This is a genomic window from Streptomyces sp. AN091965, from assembly GCF_022698285.1.
GTDB lineage: Bacteria > Actinomycetota > Actinomycetes > Streptomycetales > Streptomycetaceae > Streptomyces.
The window spans coordinates 634,108-651,970 of record NZ_JALDMY010000001.1; the positions used below are offsets into that span (position 1 = coordinate 634,108).

At 68.4% G+C, this 17,863-nt stretch carries 15 protein-coding genes and 2 pseudogenes; 11 read left to right on the top strand and 6 right to left on the bottom strand.

The annotated features are described in order from the left end of the window. Window positions 1-24 precede the first annotated feature (24 nt). Window positions 25-588 (top strand): D,D-peptidase/D,D-carboxypeptidase VanY-N, encoded by a 564-nt coding sequence (gene vanY-N, locus MQV74_RS02350; RefSeq protein WP_242714314.1) that lies wholly within the window; start codon window positions 25-27, stop codon window positions 586-588. Continuing rightward, window positions 569-2,620 (top strand): ATP-binding protein, encoded by a 2,052-nt coding sequence (locus MQV74_RS02355; RefSeq protein WP_242714315.1) that lies wholly within the window; start codon window positions 569-571, stop codon window positions 2,618-2,620. The genes vanY-N and MQV74_RS02355 overlap by 20 nt, the downstream gene beginning before the upstream one ends. Before the next feature lie 236 nt (window positions 2,621-2,856). Here the strand turns inward: MQV74_RS02355 and MQV74_RS02360 are convergent, their stop codons facing one another. Continuing rightward, window positions 2,857-3,822, bottom strand: a complete 966-nt coding sequence (locus MQV74_RS02360) for a ParB/RepB/Spo0J family partition protein (RefSeq protein ID WP_242714316.1) — start codon at window positions 3,820-3,822, stop codon at window positions 2,857-2,859. 377 nt (window positions 3,823-4,199) lie between these two features. Here MQV74_RS02360 and MQV74_RS40685 point away from each other — a divergent pair, with 377 nt between their 5' ends. The 5 genes from MQV74_RS40685 (at window position 4,200) to MQV74_RS02380 (ending at window position 9,033) form a co-directional block, all read left to right on the top strand. Beyond that, window positions 4,200-4,328, top strand: coding sequence for a hypothetical protein (locus MQV74_RS40685; protein ID WP_278194072.1), 129 nt, complete (start codon window positions 4,200-4,202; stop codon window positions 4,326-4,328). A gap of 845 nt (window positions 4,329-5,173) precedes the next feature. Then, window positions 5,174-5,599, top strand: coding sequence for a helix-turn-helix domain-containing protein (locus MQV74_RS02365; protein WP_242714317.1), 426 nt, complete (start codon window positions 5,174-5,176; stop codon window positions 5,597-5,599). A gap of 562 nt (window positions 5,600-6,161) precedes the next feature. Continuing rightward, window positions 6,162-6,695 carry a toxin gene (locus tag MQV74_RS02370; RefSeq protein ID WP_374120768.1) on the top strand — a complete coding sequence of 178 codons (534 nt, stop codon included), beginning with the start codon at window positions 6,162-6,164 and terminating at the stop codon, window positions 6,693-6,695. A gap of 56 nt (window positions 6,696-6,751) precedes the next feature. Next, a complete protein-coding gene (locus tag MQV74_RS41085) occupies window positions 6,752-7,870 on the top strand; it encodes an MAB_1171c family putative transporter (protein WP_308402371.1) in 1,119 nt (372 codons plus the stop codon). 20 nt (window positions 7,871-7,890) lie between these two features. Then, window positions 7,891-9,033 (top strand): serine hydrolase domain-containing protein, encoded by a 1,143-nt coding sequence (locus tag MQV74_RS02380; protein ID WP_242714320.1) that lies wholly within the window; start codon window positions 7,891-7,893, stop codon window positions 9,031-9,033. A 213-nt stretch (window positions 9,034-9,246) separates the two neighbouring features. Here MQV74_RS02380 and MQV74_RS41090 read toward each other — a convergent pair. The 3 genes and pseudogenes from MQV74_RS41090 to MQV74_RS02390 form a co-directional block, all read right to left on the bottom strand. Continuing rightward, window positions 9,247-9,520 (bottom strand): annotated as a pseudogene (locus MQV74_RS41090) (NF041680 family putative transposase); the annotation flags it as partial. A 495-nt stretch (window positions 9,521-10,015) separates the two neighbouring features. Further along, on the bottom strand, window positions 10,016-13,102 hold the full coding sequence (locus tag MQV74_RS02385; protein ID WP_242714321.1) for a tetratricopeptide repeat protein: 3,087 nt from the start codon (window positions 13,100-13,102) through the stop codon (window positions 10,016-10,018). Window positions 13,103-13,517: 415 nt separating this feature from the next. Beyond that, on the bottom strand, window positions 13,518-13,961 hold the full coding sequence (locus tag MQV74_RS02390) for a DUF6193 family natural product biosynthesis protein (protein ID WP_242714322.1): 444 nt from the start codon (window positions 13,959-13,961) through the stop codon (window positions 13,518-13,520). Between the two features lie 87 nt (window positions 13,962-14,048). On the opposite strand from MQV74_RS02390, the pseudogene MQV74_RS02395 reads away from it, so the two are divergent. From MQV74_RS02395 to MQV74_RS02405, 3 genes and pseudogenes are all read left to right on the top strand, one after another. Next, window positions 14,049-14,286, top strand: a pseudogene (locus MQV74_RS02395) (transposase); the annotation flags it as partial. Window positions 14,287-14,324: 38 nt separating this feature from the next. Beyond that, window positions 14,325-14,834 carry a transposase gene (locus MQV74_RS02400; protein WP_242728489.1) on the top strand — a complete coding sequence of 170 codons (510 nt, stop codon included), beginning with the start codon at window positions 14,325-14,327 and terminating at the stop codon, window positions 14,832-14,834. A gap of 178 nt (window positions 14,835-15,012) precedes the next feature. Next, a complete protein-coding gene (locus tag MQV74_RS02405; RefSeq protein WP_242714323.1) occupies window positions 15,013-15,294 on the top strand; it encodes a hypothetical protein in 282 nt (93 codons plus the stop codon). A gap of 462 nt (window positions 15,295-15,756) precedes the next feature. Here the strand turns inward: MQV74_RS02405 and MQV74_RS02410 are convergent, their stop codons facing one another. Continuing rightward, window positions 15,757-16,284 carry a DM13 domain-containing protein gene (locus MQV74_RS02410; protein ID WP_242714324.1) on the bottom strand — a complete coding sequence of 176 codons (528 nt, stop codon included), beginning with the start codon at window positions 16,282-16,284 and terminating at the stop codon, window positions 15,757-15,759. Window positions 16,285-16,702: 418 nt separating this feature from the next. On the opposite strand from MQV74_RS02410, the gene MQV74_RS02415 reads away from it, so the two are divergent. Further along, window positions 16,703-16,903, top strand: a complete 201-nt coding sequence (locus MQV74_RS02415) for a hypothetical protein (protein WP_242714325.1) — start codon at window positions 16,703-16,705, stop codon at window positions 16,901-16,903. Window positions 16,904-16,914: 11 nt separating this feature from the next. Here MQV74_RS02415 and MQV74_RS02420 read toward each other — a convergent pair whose 3' ends face one another. Then, entirely contained in the window at window positions 16,915-17,853 is a 939-nt protein-coding gene (locus MQV74_RS02420) for a hypothetical protein (RefSeq protein ID WP_242714326.1), read from the bottom strand. Window positions 17,854-17,863: the final 10 nt, after the last annotated feature.

Below are 17,863 nucleotides of genomic sequence, written 5' to 3' on the forward strand. Positions count from 1 at the left end.
ACGGGCTGGCAACATCACGTCCTCTTGACTGAAGGCATGAACGAGCCACACGTCATCCCACCTCGGCCCCGTGACCGGCTGTTCGCCGTACTTGCGGTGGTGCTCGCCGTGCTCCTGCTCCCCATTGCGTTCGTCCGCGATCCCGGCCGCGCCCGTGAACTGGCCTGTGGCTGGGCGTTGGGGATCCGCTTTCCCGCCGAGGATCTCACCGGGCTCACTGACGGCGCCAGGGCGGCCTTCACCGCCGCACGGGCTGGGGCACTCTGGCGTCACGGGCAGCTCATCGGCCTCACCTCGGGGTACCGCGATCCCCTCGTCCAGCAGCGGTTGTTCGACGAGGAGGTGCGCCGCGTCGGCTCACCGGCCGCGGCCCGGATGCTCGTGCTGCCACCGGCGGAATCCAGGCACGTCAAGGGCACCGCGCTGGATGTGCGCCCGTTCGAAGGTGCTCGCTGGCTCGAGGAACACGGTGCCCGCTACGGCCTCTACCGCATCTACGCCAACGAGTGGTGGCACTTCGAGTACCGCCCGGACGCCGACGTGCCACCAACGACCCAGGAGACCCGCAATGCTCTGCAACCGCGCTGACGAGGGGCAGCATGCCGGGCGCCTGGAAGGGCGTCTCCAGGCCGCGCGGCAACGTACCTTCGTCGGACGAAAGGAAGAGCTCGCCGCCTTCGAAGAGGCACTGTGCACCGGCGCCCGGGTACTGTTCGTTCATGGCTCCGGCGGAGTCGGCAAGTCGGCGCTGCTGGGACGCTTCGCCCAGCGGGCCGCAGAAGCGGACCGCAACGTACTGATGCTGGACGGGCGGGTTCTCAAGGAATCTCCCGCGGCCTTCGTGGCCGAGGCCGGGGCGGTGCTCGCCGACGACCGCGCGGTACTGCTGATCGACGCCTTCGAGCGGATGCAGGGCCTGGAGAGCTGGCTGCGCGAGCAGTTCCTGCCGGTGCTGCCGACCGGTGCGCTGGTCGTGATAGCGGGTCGCATACCCCCGGGCGTGATGTGGCAGGTGGACCCCGGCTGGGCCGACATGGTGCGGATCATCGAGCTGGGTGAGCTGGGACGCGGGGACGCCGCCGCGCTGCTGGGCTCCCGCGGTGTGGCCGGGGAGTTGTACGAGCCGCTGCTCACCTTCGCCAGCGGGCACCCGCTTGCCCTGTCGCTCGGTGCCACGGCTGCTGGAGAGGGTGCCGCCATCAGCACCGCGGTGGCGGTCCGTGACAGCACCGTCTGCTCGCGCTGGCGGCCTCCCCATGATGTGGTGGCCGCCCTGCTCGACCAGATCGTCGGTCAAGTGCCCAGTCCGGCGCACCGGCACGCTCTGGAGGTCTGCGCGCACACGTACATGTCCACGCAGGACGTGCTGCGCGCGGCGCTGCCTGGCGAGGACGCGGCGACGCTGTTCTCCTGGCTGCGGCGGCTGCCGTTCGTCGAGGCGGGCCCGTACGGGTTGTACCCTCACGACGTCGTCCGTGAAATCCTCGAAGCCGACCTGCGCTGGCGCGACCCGCAGGGCTACGCTGACATGCACCGGTGTATCAGGGCCTGCCTCACTGAGCGGATCCGTGCCGCCGAGGACTCGGACGTGCTCGGGGCCGTCGGTTCGCTGTTCTACTTGCACCGCGGCGACGACCGGAGAGCAGCGCCGCACGTGTGGCGCGGCGCAGGCGAGGTGTATGAGGACGTCTTCCGTCCCGAGGACGCCGAGGACCTGCTGGGCCTGGCCACCGAGCAGGACTCGGGGACTGTTGCCGTTGTCTCCCACTGGATGGCCCGGCAGCCGCAGGCGTTCCGTCTCTATCGGCGCGCTGCGGACGGCGAGCTGGCGGGCGCCTCCGCCTGGCTCCGCTTGGAGACGGAGGCACAGGCTCAGGCGGACCCCGTGGCCGCCACGGCCTGGGCCACCGCCCGCGCCAACGCTCCGCTGCGGCCCGGCGAGCACTTGGCCGTCTACCGCAGCTGGGTGCGCGAGTGCCACCGAGGCTTCTCGCCGATGATGAACCTGATCCAGTGGCGGGCCGTGGCCTGGTTCCTGCGCTCGCCACACTTGGCCTGGTCGTTCGTCGCCATGCGTGGTGGCGACCGCTCGAGCGGTCCCTACCAGTACTACGACATGCACGATCTCGGGGCACATGCGCAGGAGGGGGATGCCGAGTACGTCCTGACCGCGCACGACTGGCGGGCCGTGCCGGCGCGAGTCTGGCTCGACCGGCTGCTGGCGACCGGCGCGCAGGAGGTCCCGGCCACACATGAGCCGAAGCTGGTGGTGCTGTCGCAGGAGGAGTTCAGAGACGCCGTCCGCCACGCTCTGCGTCACCTGCCGGTACACGGGGAGCTGGCCGCCAATCCCCTCACTCGCACCAGGCTGCTCGCCGGCCGGGCCGCCCCTGCCCGGGCGCTGCGCGAGCTGCTCGAAGACAGCATCCGCGACCTGGGGCGGGATCCGTGGGCGGGCAAGCCGCACCGCGCCCTCGACGTCACCTTCCTGCGCGGCGCCCCCACCCATGAAGCCGCCGCCGAGCGCCTCGGCCTGTCCTTGAGCACCTACCGCCGTCACCTGAACGCCGGCATCGAACGCATTTCCGACGACCTCTGGCGCCGCGAACTCTGCGCATGACGGCCTCAGCGCCCTGGGCTGAGGCCGACGACGGTGCGCACGTAAGCGCCCCTGCACTCCGGCAGCAGCACCCGCGTATCAGCTCCTAGAAGTTCACCAGGTGGATCAGCATGGCCTCCATGGCTGTCGCCCGCACCGACGAGCAGACTTCCAGCGGGTACGGGCTGGGCGTCTGCGCGCGTGAGCTGGCCGCACGTTGAGAGGCGTCGCCTGCGGCAGAACGTCGCCGAACGCGATCATTCTGTGGCCACCCTGGTCACCCGGTTCTCCAGGCGATCGGCGAACCCGGTCCAGACCCGGGCGTGCTCTCTGGCGAACTCGGCGACCACGCTGTACAGATGCGGCGGGATGCGATGCAAGATCCTTTCCCACTCCCGCCCGTCGATGGAGTGCATGATGAGCATCCGCAACAAGATTCGGCCGGTCTCGCTCAGCCGCAACGCCGGATCGGCCTTGAGACGCTCCAGCATCGCGAGACGATCTCGACCCACAGCGCGGCCGAAGTCCGGTTCCGTGCGAGGTAATGGCTGCGAATCGGCCCGTAACCTCATGCTCCCGTCCCGGACCGGGCTCTCACCACGCTCCAGCCGACCTCGCACATCCCGGACCGTCTCCGGGGAGATGCCGACCTGCTTGGCGACCTGACGGAGCGAAAGGCATGGATCACTGCGGATGAGTTCGGCAGCGAGTCTTCTCCGCCCCGAACCGTCGGCCGGACGGACCCGCCCGTCCCGACCGATCCTTGCCTCGATTCCGCTGTCTCCGCTGCGCCTGCGCAGGTCGGCCACCGTGCCGGCGGAGAGGCCGGTCGCCGAGGCCACTCGCCGATCGGACCACTGCGGATGCGTCCCGATGATGTGGGCGGCCGCACGCTTGCGGTCAGCGAGCGAGAGCGGTAAGCCATGCCGTATGTTCGCCTCGACGGCTAGGACAAAGGCGTCCGATTCTGTGCCATCGACGAACCTTGCCAAGATTTTTGTATCGCCTCTGAGCCGCGCTGCCTTCAACCGGTGCAGGCCATCAACCACCCGCATCGTTGGCCGGTGAACGAGAATAGGCGGAAGCTCTCCCTCTATCGATAACAGTGTCTCGACGTGCTCTGGATCCTCACCTGAGGTTCGAGGCGAGGAGCCGGAAGACAGCCGGGACAACTCGATTTCGACGACAGAGAGAGCGAATATGTCAACGCTCGTCGGATCCACCTAAACTCTCCCTTTCGAAGCTCTTCTTCTTCGTCAACGTTGTGATGCGGTACAGAACTCATGGTTGCCACTACTTACCTGATTGGTGTCGATGGTGCGGACTCAGGAACTTCCCTGTTAAGGAGAACCGAGCACACCTTCACGGTCCCCACCCGGGAACCCATCAGACTGATGTTGTGGGATTTCATGCACCATCCAACTGTTCGGCCTGGGCAGTTGGACGCCACGGTCCCGTCCGCGTTGGCCACGGCCGTGCGATGTGTGTCCTCCACGGCCTCCCAGTCGGCCCGACGGCGACCCGCTCTCCGGCGGCCACTGATCCCGCAAAGACATCGCGCCTGTCATCGGCGGCTCTCTCGCCCACGCGTGACCGCGCGATGGCCGAGCAGCCCAAGACCTGCCGCTCCCCCGCGACCGACCAGGTGGTCACCGACGCTGACACCTGTCTGGCCGTGACGCTCAGCCGTCCGCTGCGCGTCATCCCGCACCAGTGGCAGCAGGGGTGAGCCGAACTGCCCACCCGGGCCATCAAGAAGACCATGGATGCGGGATTGCGCGTGAGGGCCAACAGCCCTTGCAGAGAGGCAGCGTTGAGGGCGCATCCGGCGCCCTCGCTGCGGGAGGGGCCAGTGGTGGGCGGAGCCGACGTGAGCGTGCCCTCTCTGACCAGCGGTCCGTGCACACCCAGGCAGATCGGATAGCAGGAGTCGACACAGGAAACCGCGCGAAAGGGCCACCACAGCGCGACGACCACGATCCCCGCGCCCGCGACCGCCGTGGTGCTGTCGACTCCGCCAACAGCAGCCCCAGCGAAGGCCCGCAGACCGACGCGTCAGCCGTGCCAGAGAGCGAAACGGGGCACCAGGGCGAAGTCGAGCCCGGGAGACACGGCTCCTGGGAGGACGACGGCACAGGCACCGAACTCGGCGCCGCACATCACCGCCGTCTGCCGGATCCGTGTGAGCGGGCGGAGGCGAGAGGGCTGCCTGTGCAAAGCCGCAGGACGCAAGACACTTGCACGGGCTCGGCGGGCACGGAAACGACAGCTGCCCGACACCTGCTACCGGATCATGGAACGCAACCAGCGCAATCACCTCGCTCAGGGCACTTGATGCACAAAGGAGCCACGAGGTCCGGATCACGCAGTGACCGAAGAACCGTCCAGCCCCCACCAGGCAGTCCACCAGCAGTTGAAGTTTGGGTTGCAGTTCGTCTAGTGGTCGATTCCGCAGCATGGTTTCACGCCAGCAAAGACTCGTCAACTACCAGACGAGCGGCCGTAGTAAACTTCGACTGTCCGTCGCACGGGGGCGCATGGGGGCAGGGGCACGTACAGCCACAGGAGGGCAGCATGACTGGCGCGCCAGAGCAGTCGACACTTGCCGCACACCTGGACAGCTTGTTTTCCAGGAGTCGCCCCCAGGGGAGGCGGTGGACCAACAACGAGGTTGCCGACGCGATCAAGGAGAGGCACCCTCACATACGCGTCAGCGGTGGCTATCTATCAGCGCTGCGAAACGGCTCTCGCACACGTCCCTCACAGGAACTCCTGTCAGCGCTCGCGGAGTTCTTCGGCGTCTCACCAGCTTACTTCGTAGATCCCGACCACGCGGAGCGAGTCAACGCCCAGCTCGCGGGGTTGGAGATGCTGGGCCAAGCAGGTGTCCGCGGAGTCGCCCTGCGAGCGGTGGGTCTGCAACGAGACAGCCTTGAGGTGATCACGGCCATGCTCGATCAGGTGAGAAAGCTGCAGGGCCTACCCGCCGTGGAGGAGTGACGATGCCAGAGCCGCGTCGGCAGCCCCTCAAGAGCGCTCTCAAGCTCCTACGGCGGCACAGCGGAAAGGTTCCCTCCCACTGGCCTGCTGCACGGCCGGGCTGCGAGCGTCCTCCACGAGGATCGCAGTCGAGAACGCGCACATTCTCGCCTGGCTCAGGGCAAGAGGTTCACGCCCCTGCGGCATGCGTGCTGCGAAGACCGACAACGCCAGACAGGTCGCCCATGAGTCGGCACGCAGTCCAGGAGTGACTCGCCGCCACCTCCGAGCCGACGGGACCGGCCCGGCAGCTCCCTCAGCACAACCGAGCCACGCACCCAGACACGAGAAGGCAACGTTACGCATCTCGTAGCGACTTGTTGCTCCAGACGCCTGCGCGGCCGCAAATCAATCAGAACAAGAGAAGCGGGGGAAGAATGCTGAATCAGTACTGCGGAGCCCGTCGCCGGAGCCGAAGGCGAGGTTTCCGGTTGTGGGATTCCTCTGTGCCGGTAGAGAGCGTGCCACCTCCCACCATCGCCCCTGGTCTTCCTTCCCTGAGGAGGCGTGTCCGGTGTCGCTGATGAGGAGACGCAGTCAACATCGCAACCTTGCCCGCCTGCGCCGCAGCTGTGAAGCCCGTCTGGCCGCGTTGAAACTCCCCGCGTCATGCGACATTGCCGAGTTATGTGCTCTGCTGAGTGAGCAGCGTGGCCGTCCGCTCCATTTGGTCCCGATCGCCATGCGGGCCGCACAACCGTGCGGTCTTTGGATAGCCTCGAGCACAGCCGACCTCATCATTTTCGAAGCCAAGACTACACGGCCTCACCAGGAACATATCATCGCGCATGAACTAGCTCACATCATTTGTGGTCACCGCAGCAGTTCCTCCCTGGATGACGCTACCGCTCGATCGGTGTTTCCCGACCTGGATCCTGCGCTCGTTCGAGACATGCTGGCGCGTACGGAATATGCTGAAGACCAGGAACAAGAAGCCGAGATGACGGCGAGCCTGATCAACGCCACGCGGATGGGCTGTGCCACTCACCACCTCCCCTCCGAACAAAGGGCGCTGGGCGGAGCCTTGGGAATCACTCAGACACCAAGTCGGCTATGACGGCCAGTCAACTCCACAGCTTCGGGACAGAGTTGGAGACGGCAGGCGTCGCCTGCATGTGGGTCTCGCTGGGACTACGAGCTCCGGCCGTTATGCGGTCAAGCAAGCAACGTCCCCTATGGCTGGCGGTCTTAGGCGCCGCGGCCGCACTCACGCTCCATCTCCCATGGTTCATCGACCTCCTCCACCAAACCACTGGGCCCACGCATCTGACCGCGTTGGCCCGGAACCTGTTCGGCGTCCTTACCTCTGCCGCTGTGCTGGACTTCGTGCTCCTCGCAGTTCGCGGCTGTCACACATACGCGCTGTACGGTTTGGCTGGGCTCGTCATGGTCCTACTTGTCTGGCTAGACGCAGCCGCCGGGCCACACTTGCACCATGCGATCCCCCCTGTCTCCCATCCCGCGCCATCGACCTCGTACTGGGCAGTTCTCATCGCTGTCAATCTCAGCACAAACGTGGTGTGTGCGATTGCCTGTTGGCGGTACAGTCGTGCGAGCCGAGATCTCTCCTTACGCATAGGATTGCGGCTCTTCGGGCTCGGCGCAGCCTTCGCCGGCCTCTACTGGCTACTCAGTGCCGCGTACGTCGGGGTTCGATACTCATGGATTCCGTCCATCAGTCCGCTTCTGCTGGGTTGTTACGCCTTCTCAAGAGCGAGCGCGATCTTCGTACCTCTGGGGGCTTCGGTGGCCGTCACTCTCAGACGGATGCGGACATTATGGCAACTTTGGCCGTTATGGCGCGACTTGGTCAACGCGGTGCCCGCCGTCAGCTTGACGCAGACCCACCAGCGCAGCCTTGCTTTGCTGCAGCGTTCTGGCCCGCTGGACCTGCGCCTCTACCGGATAGTGATCGAGATTCGTGACGCGATTCTCGATCTGCGTGCCCACATCCCCCCTGCGGTACTGAGTGAGGTCCGGGTCCGCCTGGAACGCGAAGGCTCGCCCCCCACCGAGGAGGACGCGCGCGTGACCGCCTGTTGGCTACGCATAGCCCGAAGCATCAAGGCAGGAGGCGCGCCGCCACTGCGCGGCGACCTGACAGCGCCGGTTCTCGGTGGTGCGGACTTGCCCGGCGAAATCGAGTTCCTCCGCAAAGTAGCCAAGGCAGACACTTCACCTCAGATCCGCCGAATCGCCGATCACCTGAGCCAGTCAATAGAGCAGCACTGAGACCGGAGATCTCGTCCGACATGGAAATTCACGGCATCTGCAGCGACCAGTTCAGCGCGGTGCGGGAGACCTTCGCGGACTCCCTGCGCAGCGGAACGGACGTCGGCGCCTCCATAGCGATCTACCTCGACGGCGAACCCGTCGTCGATCTCTGGGGTGGGTACGCCGACCGGGAACGTACCAAACCATGGCAGCGCGACACCATCACTAACGTGTGGTCCACCACGAAGACAATGACCGCACTGTGCGCTCTCGTTCTCGCCGACCGTAACGAACTCGATCTGTGCGCACCGGTCACGAAGTACTGGCCCGAGTTCGGCGCCTCAGGAAAGAACCGCATCGAGATTCGGCACCTGCTCAGTCACACTGCCGGGCTGCCCGACTGGGACCAGCCGATGACACTGGACGACCTGTGCGATTGGGAGAAATCCACCACCTTGCTGGCCCGCCAATCGCCCCGCTGGGAACCAGGATCAGCATCCGGCTACCATCGCTTCACCCATGGATTCCTGCTCGGCGAGGTGATTCGCCGTATCTGCCAGCAGTCGATCGGCACGTTCTTCGCCGAGTACCTCGCTGCCCCGTTGGACGCCGATTTCCACATCCGCCTCGCGCCTGAAGACGATCACCGTGTCTCCGAGGTCATCCCCGCACCCGGGCCCGTGCCTGCACCCAACCCACGGGTAACCATCCCTGTCGGGGCATACGTGACGGCTCAGGACACCTGGAGCACTCAGTGGCACCGCGCCGAGATCCCGGCCGCCGCAGGCTACGGCAACGCACGATCTGTGGCCGCCGTCCAATCACTACTCACCTCCAGCGGCCATACCCGCCAATCGCCCATTCTCTCCGAAGCCACTCGCCGCGCAGTGTTCGACGAGCAGCACCACGGCATCGATCTGGTGCTCGGCATTCCCCTACGCTTTGGTATCGGCTACGCCCTCAACTCAGACGACGCGCCGGTCCGCACAGCCAACCCCCGCACCTGCTACTGGGGCGGAAGGGGAGGATCGCTGGTCGTCAACGACCTCAACGCGCGCATGACCATCGCCTATGTGATGAACCAGATGACCCACCTCGGCCTCACCGACCCTCGCGGTCAAAAGCTCCTCCGAGCCGCCTACAAGTCACTGAACCCTTCTCAGCCTGAGGGCTGGGAGTAATGACGCAATCGGCGCGAGAGGAATCATGAGCGGCAGGGCCCCTCTTCGCCCCGACAGGTGACCTCACTCATCAACATCTGGGCACAGGGGCCCTGGTGATCACGCATCGCCTCACGCGCGGTGTCCCGCACTAGCTGGATCCTTAGCCTGTGCGCGGCCCATCGTGTGTGGTTCGCACAGCGGGGCTGCCCAACGCAGAAGGCGGCGCATTCACCGCGCGGTCACCGTGGCGCCGTCGTCGCCTGGAGCCAGCCGCAGCGCAGCCAGCGGCGCGGTCCACGATCTGCGGCCCGTCTCCAGCGCGTAGCCGGGGGCGGGGATGTGCACAGGATCCGCTCGGGCGAGGTATGCGCATCCGGCCGCAGCCAGCAGGTGATGTCGGCGGCCAGGACCAGTTGGCCGCCGACGGCAACGGGACCGTGGCCACGGCCCGCCGCAGCCGGGACACATCCACCCGACCCGCGGCCAGGAACGGTGCGCCGTACAAGGGTTGTGCCGTGTCACCGGTCGGGCAGGAGCAGCATCAGGGCCCTCGCCCTCCTGCCCCTCCCCGCGGCCGGGCCATGGCCGCCCGGGCACGCAGCGACTCAGGCGACCGGCTTCACGTGTCCTGACGGCACTCATCGCGGCGCCTACGCGGATCACAGGGGACGCCGCGTCGTGTTCGGCGCGCCCCGCCTGTCCATGCCGCCGTGCCACTGTCCATCGGGGTCTGCCCCCACCTGGCCACTGGTTCCCGACGCCCTGCTGTCGGTGCCGCGCCCCTCTTGAGTCACTGTGCACCCCAGGCCCTCCCGGGGCGGACCCGGGCCTCGCGGATACCGCGAGGATGGGGCCCCTGCATCTCGCCGCGCAGTCTCAGGCCGTGCAGGCCGCTGAAGTCCTCCTGGCCGCAGGTGCAGCCGTGGGCAAAGGCCCTCAAGGACCGGGCCGGGCGGTGCGTGCAGGAACGCCGCGAGGCCCTCGGCCTCTTCCCGGATGATCACCACGGCGCACGGTCAGGCGAGCGCGGCGAGGTCGAGGCGGGTAGGGAATTCGGGCAGGCCCACGGCGGGCCGACCAGCCGCAGCACCTCCAGTGCGGCCACGGTCTCCGGGTGCTGCGTGCCCAGGAGCCGCTCGCGGTCGGCCAGGACGCGTCGCGCGAGCAGGGTCGCTTCGTGGTGGCGGCCCGCCTGGTGGTAGGCCGCGGCGAGGTGGAGGCGGATGCCTGTGGTCATGCGGTGGTCGTGGCCCATGAGGCGTTCGCTGTCGGCTAGCGCTCGGGCCCACAGGGTGATGGCGTGCCCGGTGTGGCCCAACTCCGTGCAGGCGAGCGCGAGATGGGCGCGGGCGAGCAGGGTGTCGAAGTGGTCGGTGCCCAGGAGGCGGACGCTGTCGGCCACGACCTGGGTCTGGACCGTCACGGCTCGTCGGGCGTCCCCCGCTCGGCGGTAGGTGAGGCTGAGGCTCGCCCGCGCGCTCAGGGTCTGCCCGGCGTCGCTCCCCCGCAGGCGTTCGTAGGCGGCGACCACGCTCTCGTGGAGTGCGACAGCTTCCGTGGTGCGTCCTGCTTCGCGGTAGCAGCTGCCGAGGCGCGCGCGGGCGGTCAGGGTGCGGGGGTGGTCGGTGCCGAGGAGGCGTTCGCTGTCGGCGAGGATCTGTTCACTCAGCTCGGTGGCGTCGCTGGTCCGGCCGGCTTCTTCGTAGGACGAGGCCAGTGCCGCCCGCGCGGCCAGTGTTTCGGGGTGGTCTGCGCCGAGCAGCCGTTGCCAGCCGTCCCGTACGGCTTCCCGCAGGGCGATCGCCTCGGCCGTGCGGCCTGCGGCCTGGTACGAGCCGGCCAGTGCCGCACGGGCCGAGAAGGTGGTGGGGTGCGCGGTTCCGTAGCGGGTCTCGTAGACGCAGACGAGGTGCTGCTGCGTCAGGACCGCTTCCTCGGGCCGGCCGTCGCGGGCTCGGTAGGTGGCGAGGTTGAGGCGCGCGGCCAGGGTGTGGGGGTGCTCGGCCCCCAGCAGCCGCTCGCAGTCGGTGACCACACACTGCTGGAGCCGAGCGGCCTCGCGGGCACGTCCCGATTGCGCGTAGCAGTTGGCGAGGTTGCCGCGGGTGGCCAGGACGTCCGGATACTCGTACGTGGGTATGCGCACCCTGTCGTCGGCGGCGAGGGCGCTCTCGTAGAGGGTGGCGGCCTGGTCGGTGTCGCCCGCCTGGTGCAGGAAGTGGGCGAGCTGCGTGCGCTCCGACAGGGTGCGGGAGTCCCGTTTTCCGTGGATCCGCGCGCTGTCGGTGACGACGTGCCGCTGGAGCGCGAGGGCTTCCGCCTCCCGTCCTGCGTCCTGGTAGGCCGAGGCGAGCTGTGAGCGTGCCGCCAGGGCTTGCGGGCTCCGCGCACCGTGTACGCGCACGGTGTCGGCCAGGACGCTCTCGTGGAGGGTGACGGCTTTGTGTACCTGCCCGGTCTCCTGGTACAGGGCGGCCAGTTCGCCGCGCGCTGTCAGTGTGGCAGGGTGGTCGTCGCCCAGGCATCGCCGGGCGTGGTCGGTCTGCTGACGCCAGTAGGTGAGTGCGGCTTCCGGCAGGCCTCTCTCGCGGTGGCCGCGGCCCACGTCGTGGATCAGCTTGTGGTGCCTGGTGCGCCACAGGTGGTCACCCGTGAGGTGGAGCAGGTGGTCGGTGCTGGCACGGACCGCCGCCGCGCGCCGCGGGTCGTGGTGGTCCTCTCGGGGCAGCAGCTCGCTCAGCGCGTCCGCGACGGTGCGCACGACCTCCTCGTACTCCCCGGCTGACACGGTCTCGCGGGCGGCCCGTCCGGTGAGGGCGTGCATCCTCACCGCGCGTTCCTCCTGGTTGCGGTCGATGTTCAGCAGGCCGTAGCGGTGCAGGAGGTGAACGGCGAGGCGGCCGGGTCCCGCCTCGGGACCGCTCCACGAGACGGGAACCAGACCACCCATTCCCCGGCGCTCGGGGAACTCCAGCGGTTGCGCGGGCGACGCGTTCGACCGCCGGGTGAGGTACAGCGTGACGGCCTCGGTCTCCCAGAAGTGTGCTGGGTGGCCCGCGGGGTCGAGGTGCGCGGCCAGGAGCAGTGCGGGCGCGGCGAGTTGCGTCGGGCGGTCGCGCTGCGCGGCTTCCAGCGACAGCAGCAGAGCCGGTGCGACGCCGCGCCCGTAGCCGTCGCTGTCCCCGTCCGCCGGAAGGAGGTCCTGCAGGGTTCTGCGCCGGTCGCGCAGGAGCGGGAGGTAGTGGGCGCAGGGCTGCTGGCTGTTGAGGAGCCAGGCGGCGGCGAAGCCGAGGGCGAGGGGGAGGTGGCCGAGGGTTTCGGCAACCTGGTCGGCGGTGTCGTCGAGGAGGTGGCCGGCGTGCGAGGAGGTGAGGCGTTGGGTGAGGTAGGCGCGGGACTGTGCCGCGGTGTAGGCGGGGACGGGGACGAGGGTGCGGCCGTTGCCGGTGAGTGCCGCGTCGCGCCGCCGTGTGGTGACCAGTGCGCGGCCGCGGTCCGCGGTCTGGCCGGTGGTGGGCGGCCACCAGGTGCGCAGGGCGGCGGGGTCGGTGACGTCATCGAGGACGATCAGCCAGGACCGGGTGGTGGTGGCGGCCCAGTTGAGGAAGGAGCGCGCGTCTGCCTGCACGGCCCGCGGGTTCGCGCCCGCTTGGGTGCTCACACCCGTTGGTACGTCCGGTGAGCTCGCGCCTGGCGCGTCGACCAGCCGCGCGGCCTCGGCGTAGCGGGCGAGGACGTCGTCGAGCCGGGCCGCGTCGACCCACAGCACGAGGTCGGTTCCGTCGCGGATGGCCTGGCGGGCGGCGGCCGCGGCGAGTTGCGTCTTGCCGACCCCGCCCGTGCCGGAGAGGACGTGAGCCAGCACGGCCGGGTTCTCCCCGAGGGCGTCCCGCAGCTCCTGCCGGTGCTGGTGGGCACTGGCCAGCTCGGGTACGCGACCCACGCGCAGCGGCCAGGCGATCTCGCTGCGCGGCGCGGCGTGGTAGACGAAGGAGCCGATGGACCCGGCTTGCACCACGGGGCCGTGGAAGGTCCCCGACATGGTGTTGTGGACCTGGTGGAAGGTCCCGTCGTGCTGCTCCGGCATCGGCACCACCCCCGTGACTCCGGCGACCGTGCGGGTCCGCTCTACGGTAAGGGGCTGCCCGCGCCTGGTCACGGCTGGCGACGGGGACGTATGCCGGGAGGCGGTTGCCGGGAGGCGGTTGCCGGGAGGCGGTCAGAAGGCCGCGAGGCCGGGAACGGGGTGGCTACGGCGTGACGGTCGGATGCTCGATGGCCGCAGAGGGTTCCTCGGCTAGACGCCCCGGCCGGGCTTCCGTCGGCTCCGCTCGTGAATAGGCCGACGGTACTGTCGTTGGGGCGTAGGGCGCGGCTGTGCGTGTTTGGGAAGGCGAATTGGGTCGGCGCACGGCGCCGCCGGGTCTCGAAGCGCACGGTGTGTTCCCGCTGTTGCAGGGTGCGGACGGCCGCGCCCAGTTCCCTCAGCTTGTCACTTAACCTCAGTCGGGCTGGGGATTTAGCGTTGCAGCTTCGTGAGCTGCAAGTTCTTCTGGTGTTCCGACGAACGCCGGGCCACAGTGTGCGGGAAGGTGTCCGATCACCATGGCGATGGCCTCCTGCGCTGTGGCCGCTGAGCCCACAGTCTCGGTGCGGAGAGGACCGGAGACCCGATAGGTGCCGTCGGCAGCGGGCTGGATGTAGGGAATGTCCCAGGTCCAACGCTTCTCGGTACAGCGGCTGAAGTGCAGTTCTCCCATCCCCGTCCAGGGGAACAACTGCCGTAGGCGTGGTTCTGCGTAGGCCGCTTCGAGGAGTTCGGTGCGCACGCGTCCGTGGTCCCTTACCGTCTGCCAGCCGGCTTCCACGAGGGCCTCGCCCGATGAGTTCCCGTTCACTGCCCCATCATGCACGCCGGGATCGAACGGCGTCTCGAACGGTGTCACTCACCAGGGAGCTCGCCGGGCAGTCGGACGGCCTTCGTATGAGCATGCGTTCCGTCACAGAACCGCACTCATACGAAGGCCGCAGGGGTGAGTCTGGTGCATTACGAGGCCCGGGGCGACGCGTTCGACTTCACATCCCACTTTCGGGAGGACTTCTACGCATGCCTGTACTCGGCGCGGTGACGCGCTGTTCGAGCTCACGGACGCGATGCTCTGCGAGGACGGCCCGGTGACCTCGCTGGTCGACTTGACGCTGCTGGCCGAGCACCGGCGCGGGCACGGCGCGATGTACGACGCACTCAACCAGGGCCGCATCGACACGGCCGCAAACGCCACCTCGCGGTCGACTCCCGCGGCCTCCTGCTGGCCGTCATGGTCACCGATGCCGGCCTGCGCGAGGGGCCAGCCGCCCGGGACCTGCTCTTCCGCCTGCGCCTGACCAACCCCCAGCCGACCACCGCCTGGGCTGACTCCGCCTACGCCGAACTCCACCTCGACACCTGGGCGAAGACCTACCTCAAGCTCACCTTCAAGACCCTCTCCAAGCCCCAGGGCGTCAAGGGATTCCAGGTGATCCCGAGAAGGTGGCGGGTCGAGCGCACCATCGGCTGGCTCATGCACTCACGCCGGCCGGCCCGCGACCACGAACGACTCGACCAGCACAGCGAATCCCTCATCAACTGGTCAGCGATCACTCTCATGACCCGCCGCCTCACCCGCAAACCGACCACCAAACGCCAGCTCCACGCCCCTCCCACCTCTGGAGCGAACTGGCCGCTTGAACACCACGGACTACAGAAGCAGGCAGCAACGACGCACCGACCTGGACGCGCTGGGGATGCGGAGGGGGCGGCGAAGAGGGCGGCGCGATGAACCGGGTTCGTCCACGAGCGGGCCGGTGGACAACTAGAGCCGGGGCGCGCACGCGATGCGGGTGATTGCCTCCACAAACTCAATACGGAGAGCGCTCGCCAGGCTACCTTGAGTGACATTGCGGATCGCGCAAGAGCGACCCGCTCCATGAAGGGATCTTCACATGATGCCACAACGCATGGCCGTGACCCTGGGGGCGCTGGCAGCTGCCGCGACCCTGGCCGTTGCGGTGCCTGGCTCGGCCCACGCGGCGAACGGCGTACTGACCATCAACGCCGTGGAATACGCGGACCCGAGCGGCTGCTACTCCATCGACTCGTTTCCGACCTCGGTAACCAACGACACGGACGCCATCGCCGAGGTCCATTCCGGGCCGGACTGCACCGGGCCGGTCGAGTGGCTGGTCTACCCGGGCGAGACCTACCGCACCGAAACAGCCCAGAGTGTGTTCATCCTCTGATGCGACGCTGAGGGCGGGGCCGTGGACGCGGAGTTGAAGGTGTTTGCTGGTACCTGTTAAGGGCGGGTGGCTTGGGCCTCTGGAGATTCGGGCCACCCGTCCTGCAGGCAGATTGTCAGTGGTTCAGCTGGACCTGAGGCAGATACATAACGGCATCAAACGGCGGGCCGTGCCCGCCGACTTCCCCCCTTGGTGGACCACTGGTGGACCACCTGTGGCTTCCACCAGCGGTGGGCACCTCCGGCGCCCTCACACAGGTCCGTGACCAACTCCGCCGCCTCACTCGCAAACCGAGCTCCAAACGCCGGCCCCGCACCCCTCCCGCCCTCTGGAGCGAACTGGGCGCTTGAACACCACAGTTCGGGTCGATCCCCCGGGAAGTCCGTGGTCCGGTCGAGGCCGAATCGCGTCGAGTGGTGTGCCGACGGGCCACACCCCATAGGGCAGGCGTCGGAACGCGGGTCAGACGCGCGTCAGCTCGGTGGCTCCGAAGGACACGTCGAAGCGGTCGCACCAGATGGTGACGCTGCGGTACCGGTTCAGGTCGGCACCGGCGGGCAGCGCGTAGTTCTGGTCCCCCTTGTTGCCCTTGAGCGCGCCCAGGCTGATGTGCCGGCCGTCGTCGAAGACGTGCCAGCCGTCCTTGCCCGGCTTCACTTCCGCGTCGGTGAGCCAGACCTTCAGAGCGGGCCCGTTGCTCGTGCTCAGGTCGGTGATCCGCAGGACGCGGGTGCCGTCCGCCAGGCGCAGGATCCGGACCGACCCGCTGGTCTCGTGCTCGTGGCTGATCAGCTGCCCCCTGGCCAGGTCCTCGGGCGGGGCCTGCGCGCTGCCACCGGCCTCCGCCACGGGCAGCGGGTCCCGCACGGTCTCGTCCACCCACAGCTTCCACGGCTGGAACCAGTACAGCCCCGCTCCCACCAGCACGACACCGGTGACCAGCACCGCGATGAACCACGGCCTGCCGAGCGTGCGCCGTACGCGTCCCATGTGCCGCCTCCACGAAGAGATCGAGTGTGCTCCTGCCCTGTACGACGTGGTCCGGGGCCCCGGCACTCCCGGAACCTCATGACGAAAGTCTTACGTGCCCTCGATCGGTACCTCGGACCGCTCCACCGGCCGCTCCGGAGGGGCACGCGCTGGGCTGAGCGCACCGTGCCGCCACCGCGCCCCATGCCGGGCGAATCGCAGCGCACCGCGCTGGAGGCCCGCCCCGGCGGCGGCCTGGTCGTCCGGGTCACGCTGCCCGGGCGGGCCCGAGCCGGTCAGCGGCCTAAGGCGCCCCCAGTCCCCTAAGGCCCCCACCCCTTAGAAGATGCGGAACCTTCCCGATGTGCCGGATCCCCCTGGGAAACGAAGATGGAGTCATCGCACAGAGCGAGACACCACAACCCAGGGGGAAACGAAAATGTTCGACTACGAACTCCACCAGTTCCGCACCACCGAGCTCGCCGCCCGGGCCGCCCACCACCGCCTCGTACGGGAAGCCCGCAAGGCCACGAAGACGCGCGGGGCGCTGCTCGGCCGGGAAGCGGCCGAGGCCCGCCTCACCGCTGAGCGCACCGAGCTCACCGCCCGCCGTGCCGACCGCTACACCCGCGCGGCCTGACCTGCGAGCCCCTAGGTGCGTGCGAGGTCCTTGTCCCGGAGGTGGGGCCGGTCCTCGTCAGCGGGTCCGTGTGGGGACGTACTGTCCGGCTTGCCGTACCACGCGACGGCCACGGCTCCGGCGACGGCCAGGACGAAGCCGGTGATCGCGAGCCACAGGAATCCGGGGCGCGAGGAGTCGCCGAGCCACACCACGCCGAGGATCCCCGGCAGGATCGTCTCACCCACGACCAGCGCTGCTGTGGCGCCGTTGACTGATCCGATCTGGAGGGCGACGGTGTGCAGGTACATGCCGATGGCTCCGGCGATGAGGATCGCGTACAGGGCGGGGTCGGCGATCAGAGTCAGCGGATCGAACGGATCCACCCCCTCCAGGACTCGTACGCCCACACCGATGGCGCCGAAGCCCAGACCCGACAGGAGACCGGCGGGGATCGCGCCGCGGGAGCCGAGTCGACGGACCAGCAGGGTGCCACCGCCCATCAGCAGCACCGTGACCGCGAGCAGCCACCAGTGCTCCGCGTGGGAGCCCCGGCTCTCGCCCTCCGCCCCGGCCGCCGTGGCCAGCATCACCAGGGACGCGCAGACGACGCCGATGGAGCCCCACTCGGCACGGGACAGCCGGATGCCGAGGAGTTTGATGCCGAGGAGCGCGGTGATCACCAGATTGGCGCTGATCACGGTCTGCGAGAGGAACAGGGGAAGCAGCCGGGCGGCCAGCGCGCCCAGGGCGAAGCCCACGAAGTCCAGCGCCGTACCGACCATGAACTCCCAGGTCATGGCCGCTTTGGCAGTGGACGACAGGCTCGGTCCGCCGTGCTGGGTGGTGCCGGTGGAGGACGCTGCGGCCGCCTCCCGACGGGCCGACTTGCGGGATCCCACGGCTTGCAGGACCGATCCCGTGCCGTAGCAGGCCGAGGCCGCGACAGCCGTCAGGAGGCCGATGATCACTAAAAGCTCC

Excerpts from the sequence above, each read along its gene's own strand:
- MQV74_RS02355 (WP_242714315.1), top strand. The coding sequence starts at position 569 with ATGCTCTGCAACCGCGCTGACGAGGGGCAGCATGCCGGGCGCCTGGAA.
- MQV74_RS40685 (WP_278194072.1), top strand. The coding sequence starts at position 4,200 with ATGGCCGAGCAGCCCAAGACCTGCCGCTCCCCCGCGACCGACCAGGTG.
- MQV74_RS02365 (WP_242714317.1), top strand. The coding sequence starts at position 5,174 with ATGACTGGCGCGCCAGAGCAGTCGACACTTGCCGCACACCTGGACAGC.
- MQV74_RS02370 (WP_374120768.1), top strand. The coding sequence starts at position 6,162 with ATGAGGAGACGCAGTCAACATCGCAACCTTGCCCGCCTGCGCCGCAGC.
- MQV74_RS41085 (WP_308402371.1), top strand. The coding sequence starts at position 6,752 with ATGTGGGTCTCGCTGGGACTACGAGCTCCGGCCGTTATGCGGTCAAGC.
- MQV74_RS02380 (WP_242714320.1), top strand. The coding sequence starts at position 7,891 with ATGGAAATTCACGGCATCTGCAGCGACCAGTTCAGCGCGGTGCGGGAG.
- MQV74_RS02385 (WP_242714321.1), bottom strand. The coding sequence starts at position 13,102 with ATGCCGGAGCAGCACGACGGGACCTTCCACCAGGTCCACAACACCATG.
- MQV74_RS02405 (WP_242714323.1), top strand. The coding sequence starts at position 15,013 with ATGGCCGTGACCCTGGGGGCGCTGGCAGCTGCCGCGACCCTGGCCGTT.
- MQV74_RS02410 (WP_242714324.1), bottom strand. The coding sequence starts at position 16,284 with ATGGGACGCGTACGGCGCACGCTCGGCAGGCCGTGGTTCATCGCGGTG.
- MQV74_RS02415 (WP_242714325.1), top strand. The coding sequence starts at position 16,703 with ATGTTCGACTACGAACTCCACCAGTTCCGCACCACCGAGCTCGCCGCC.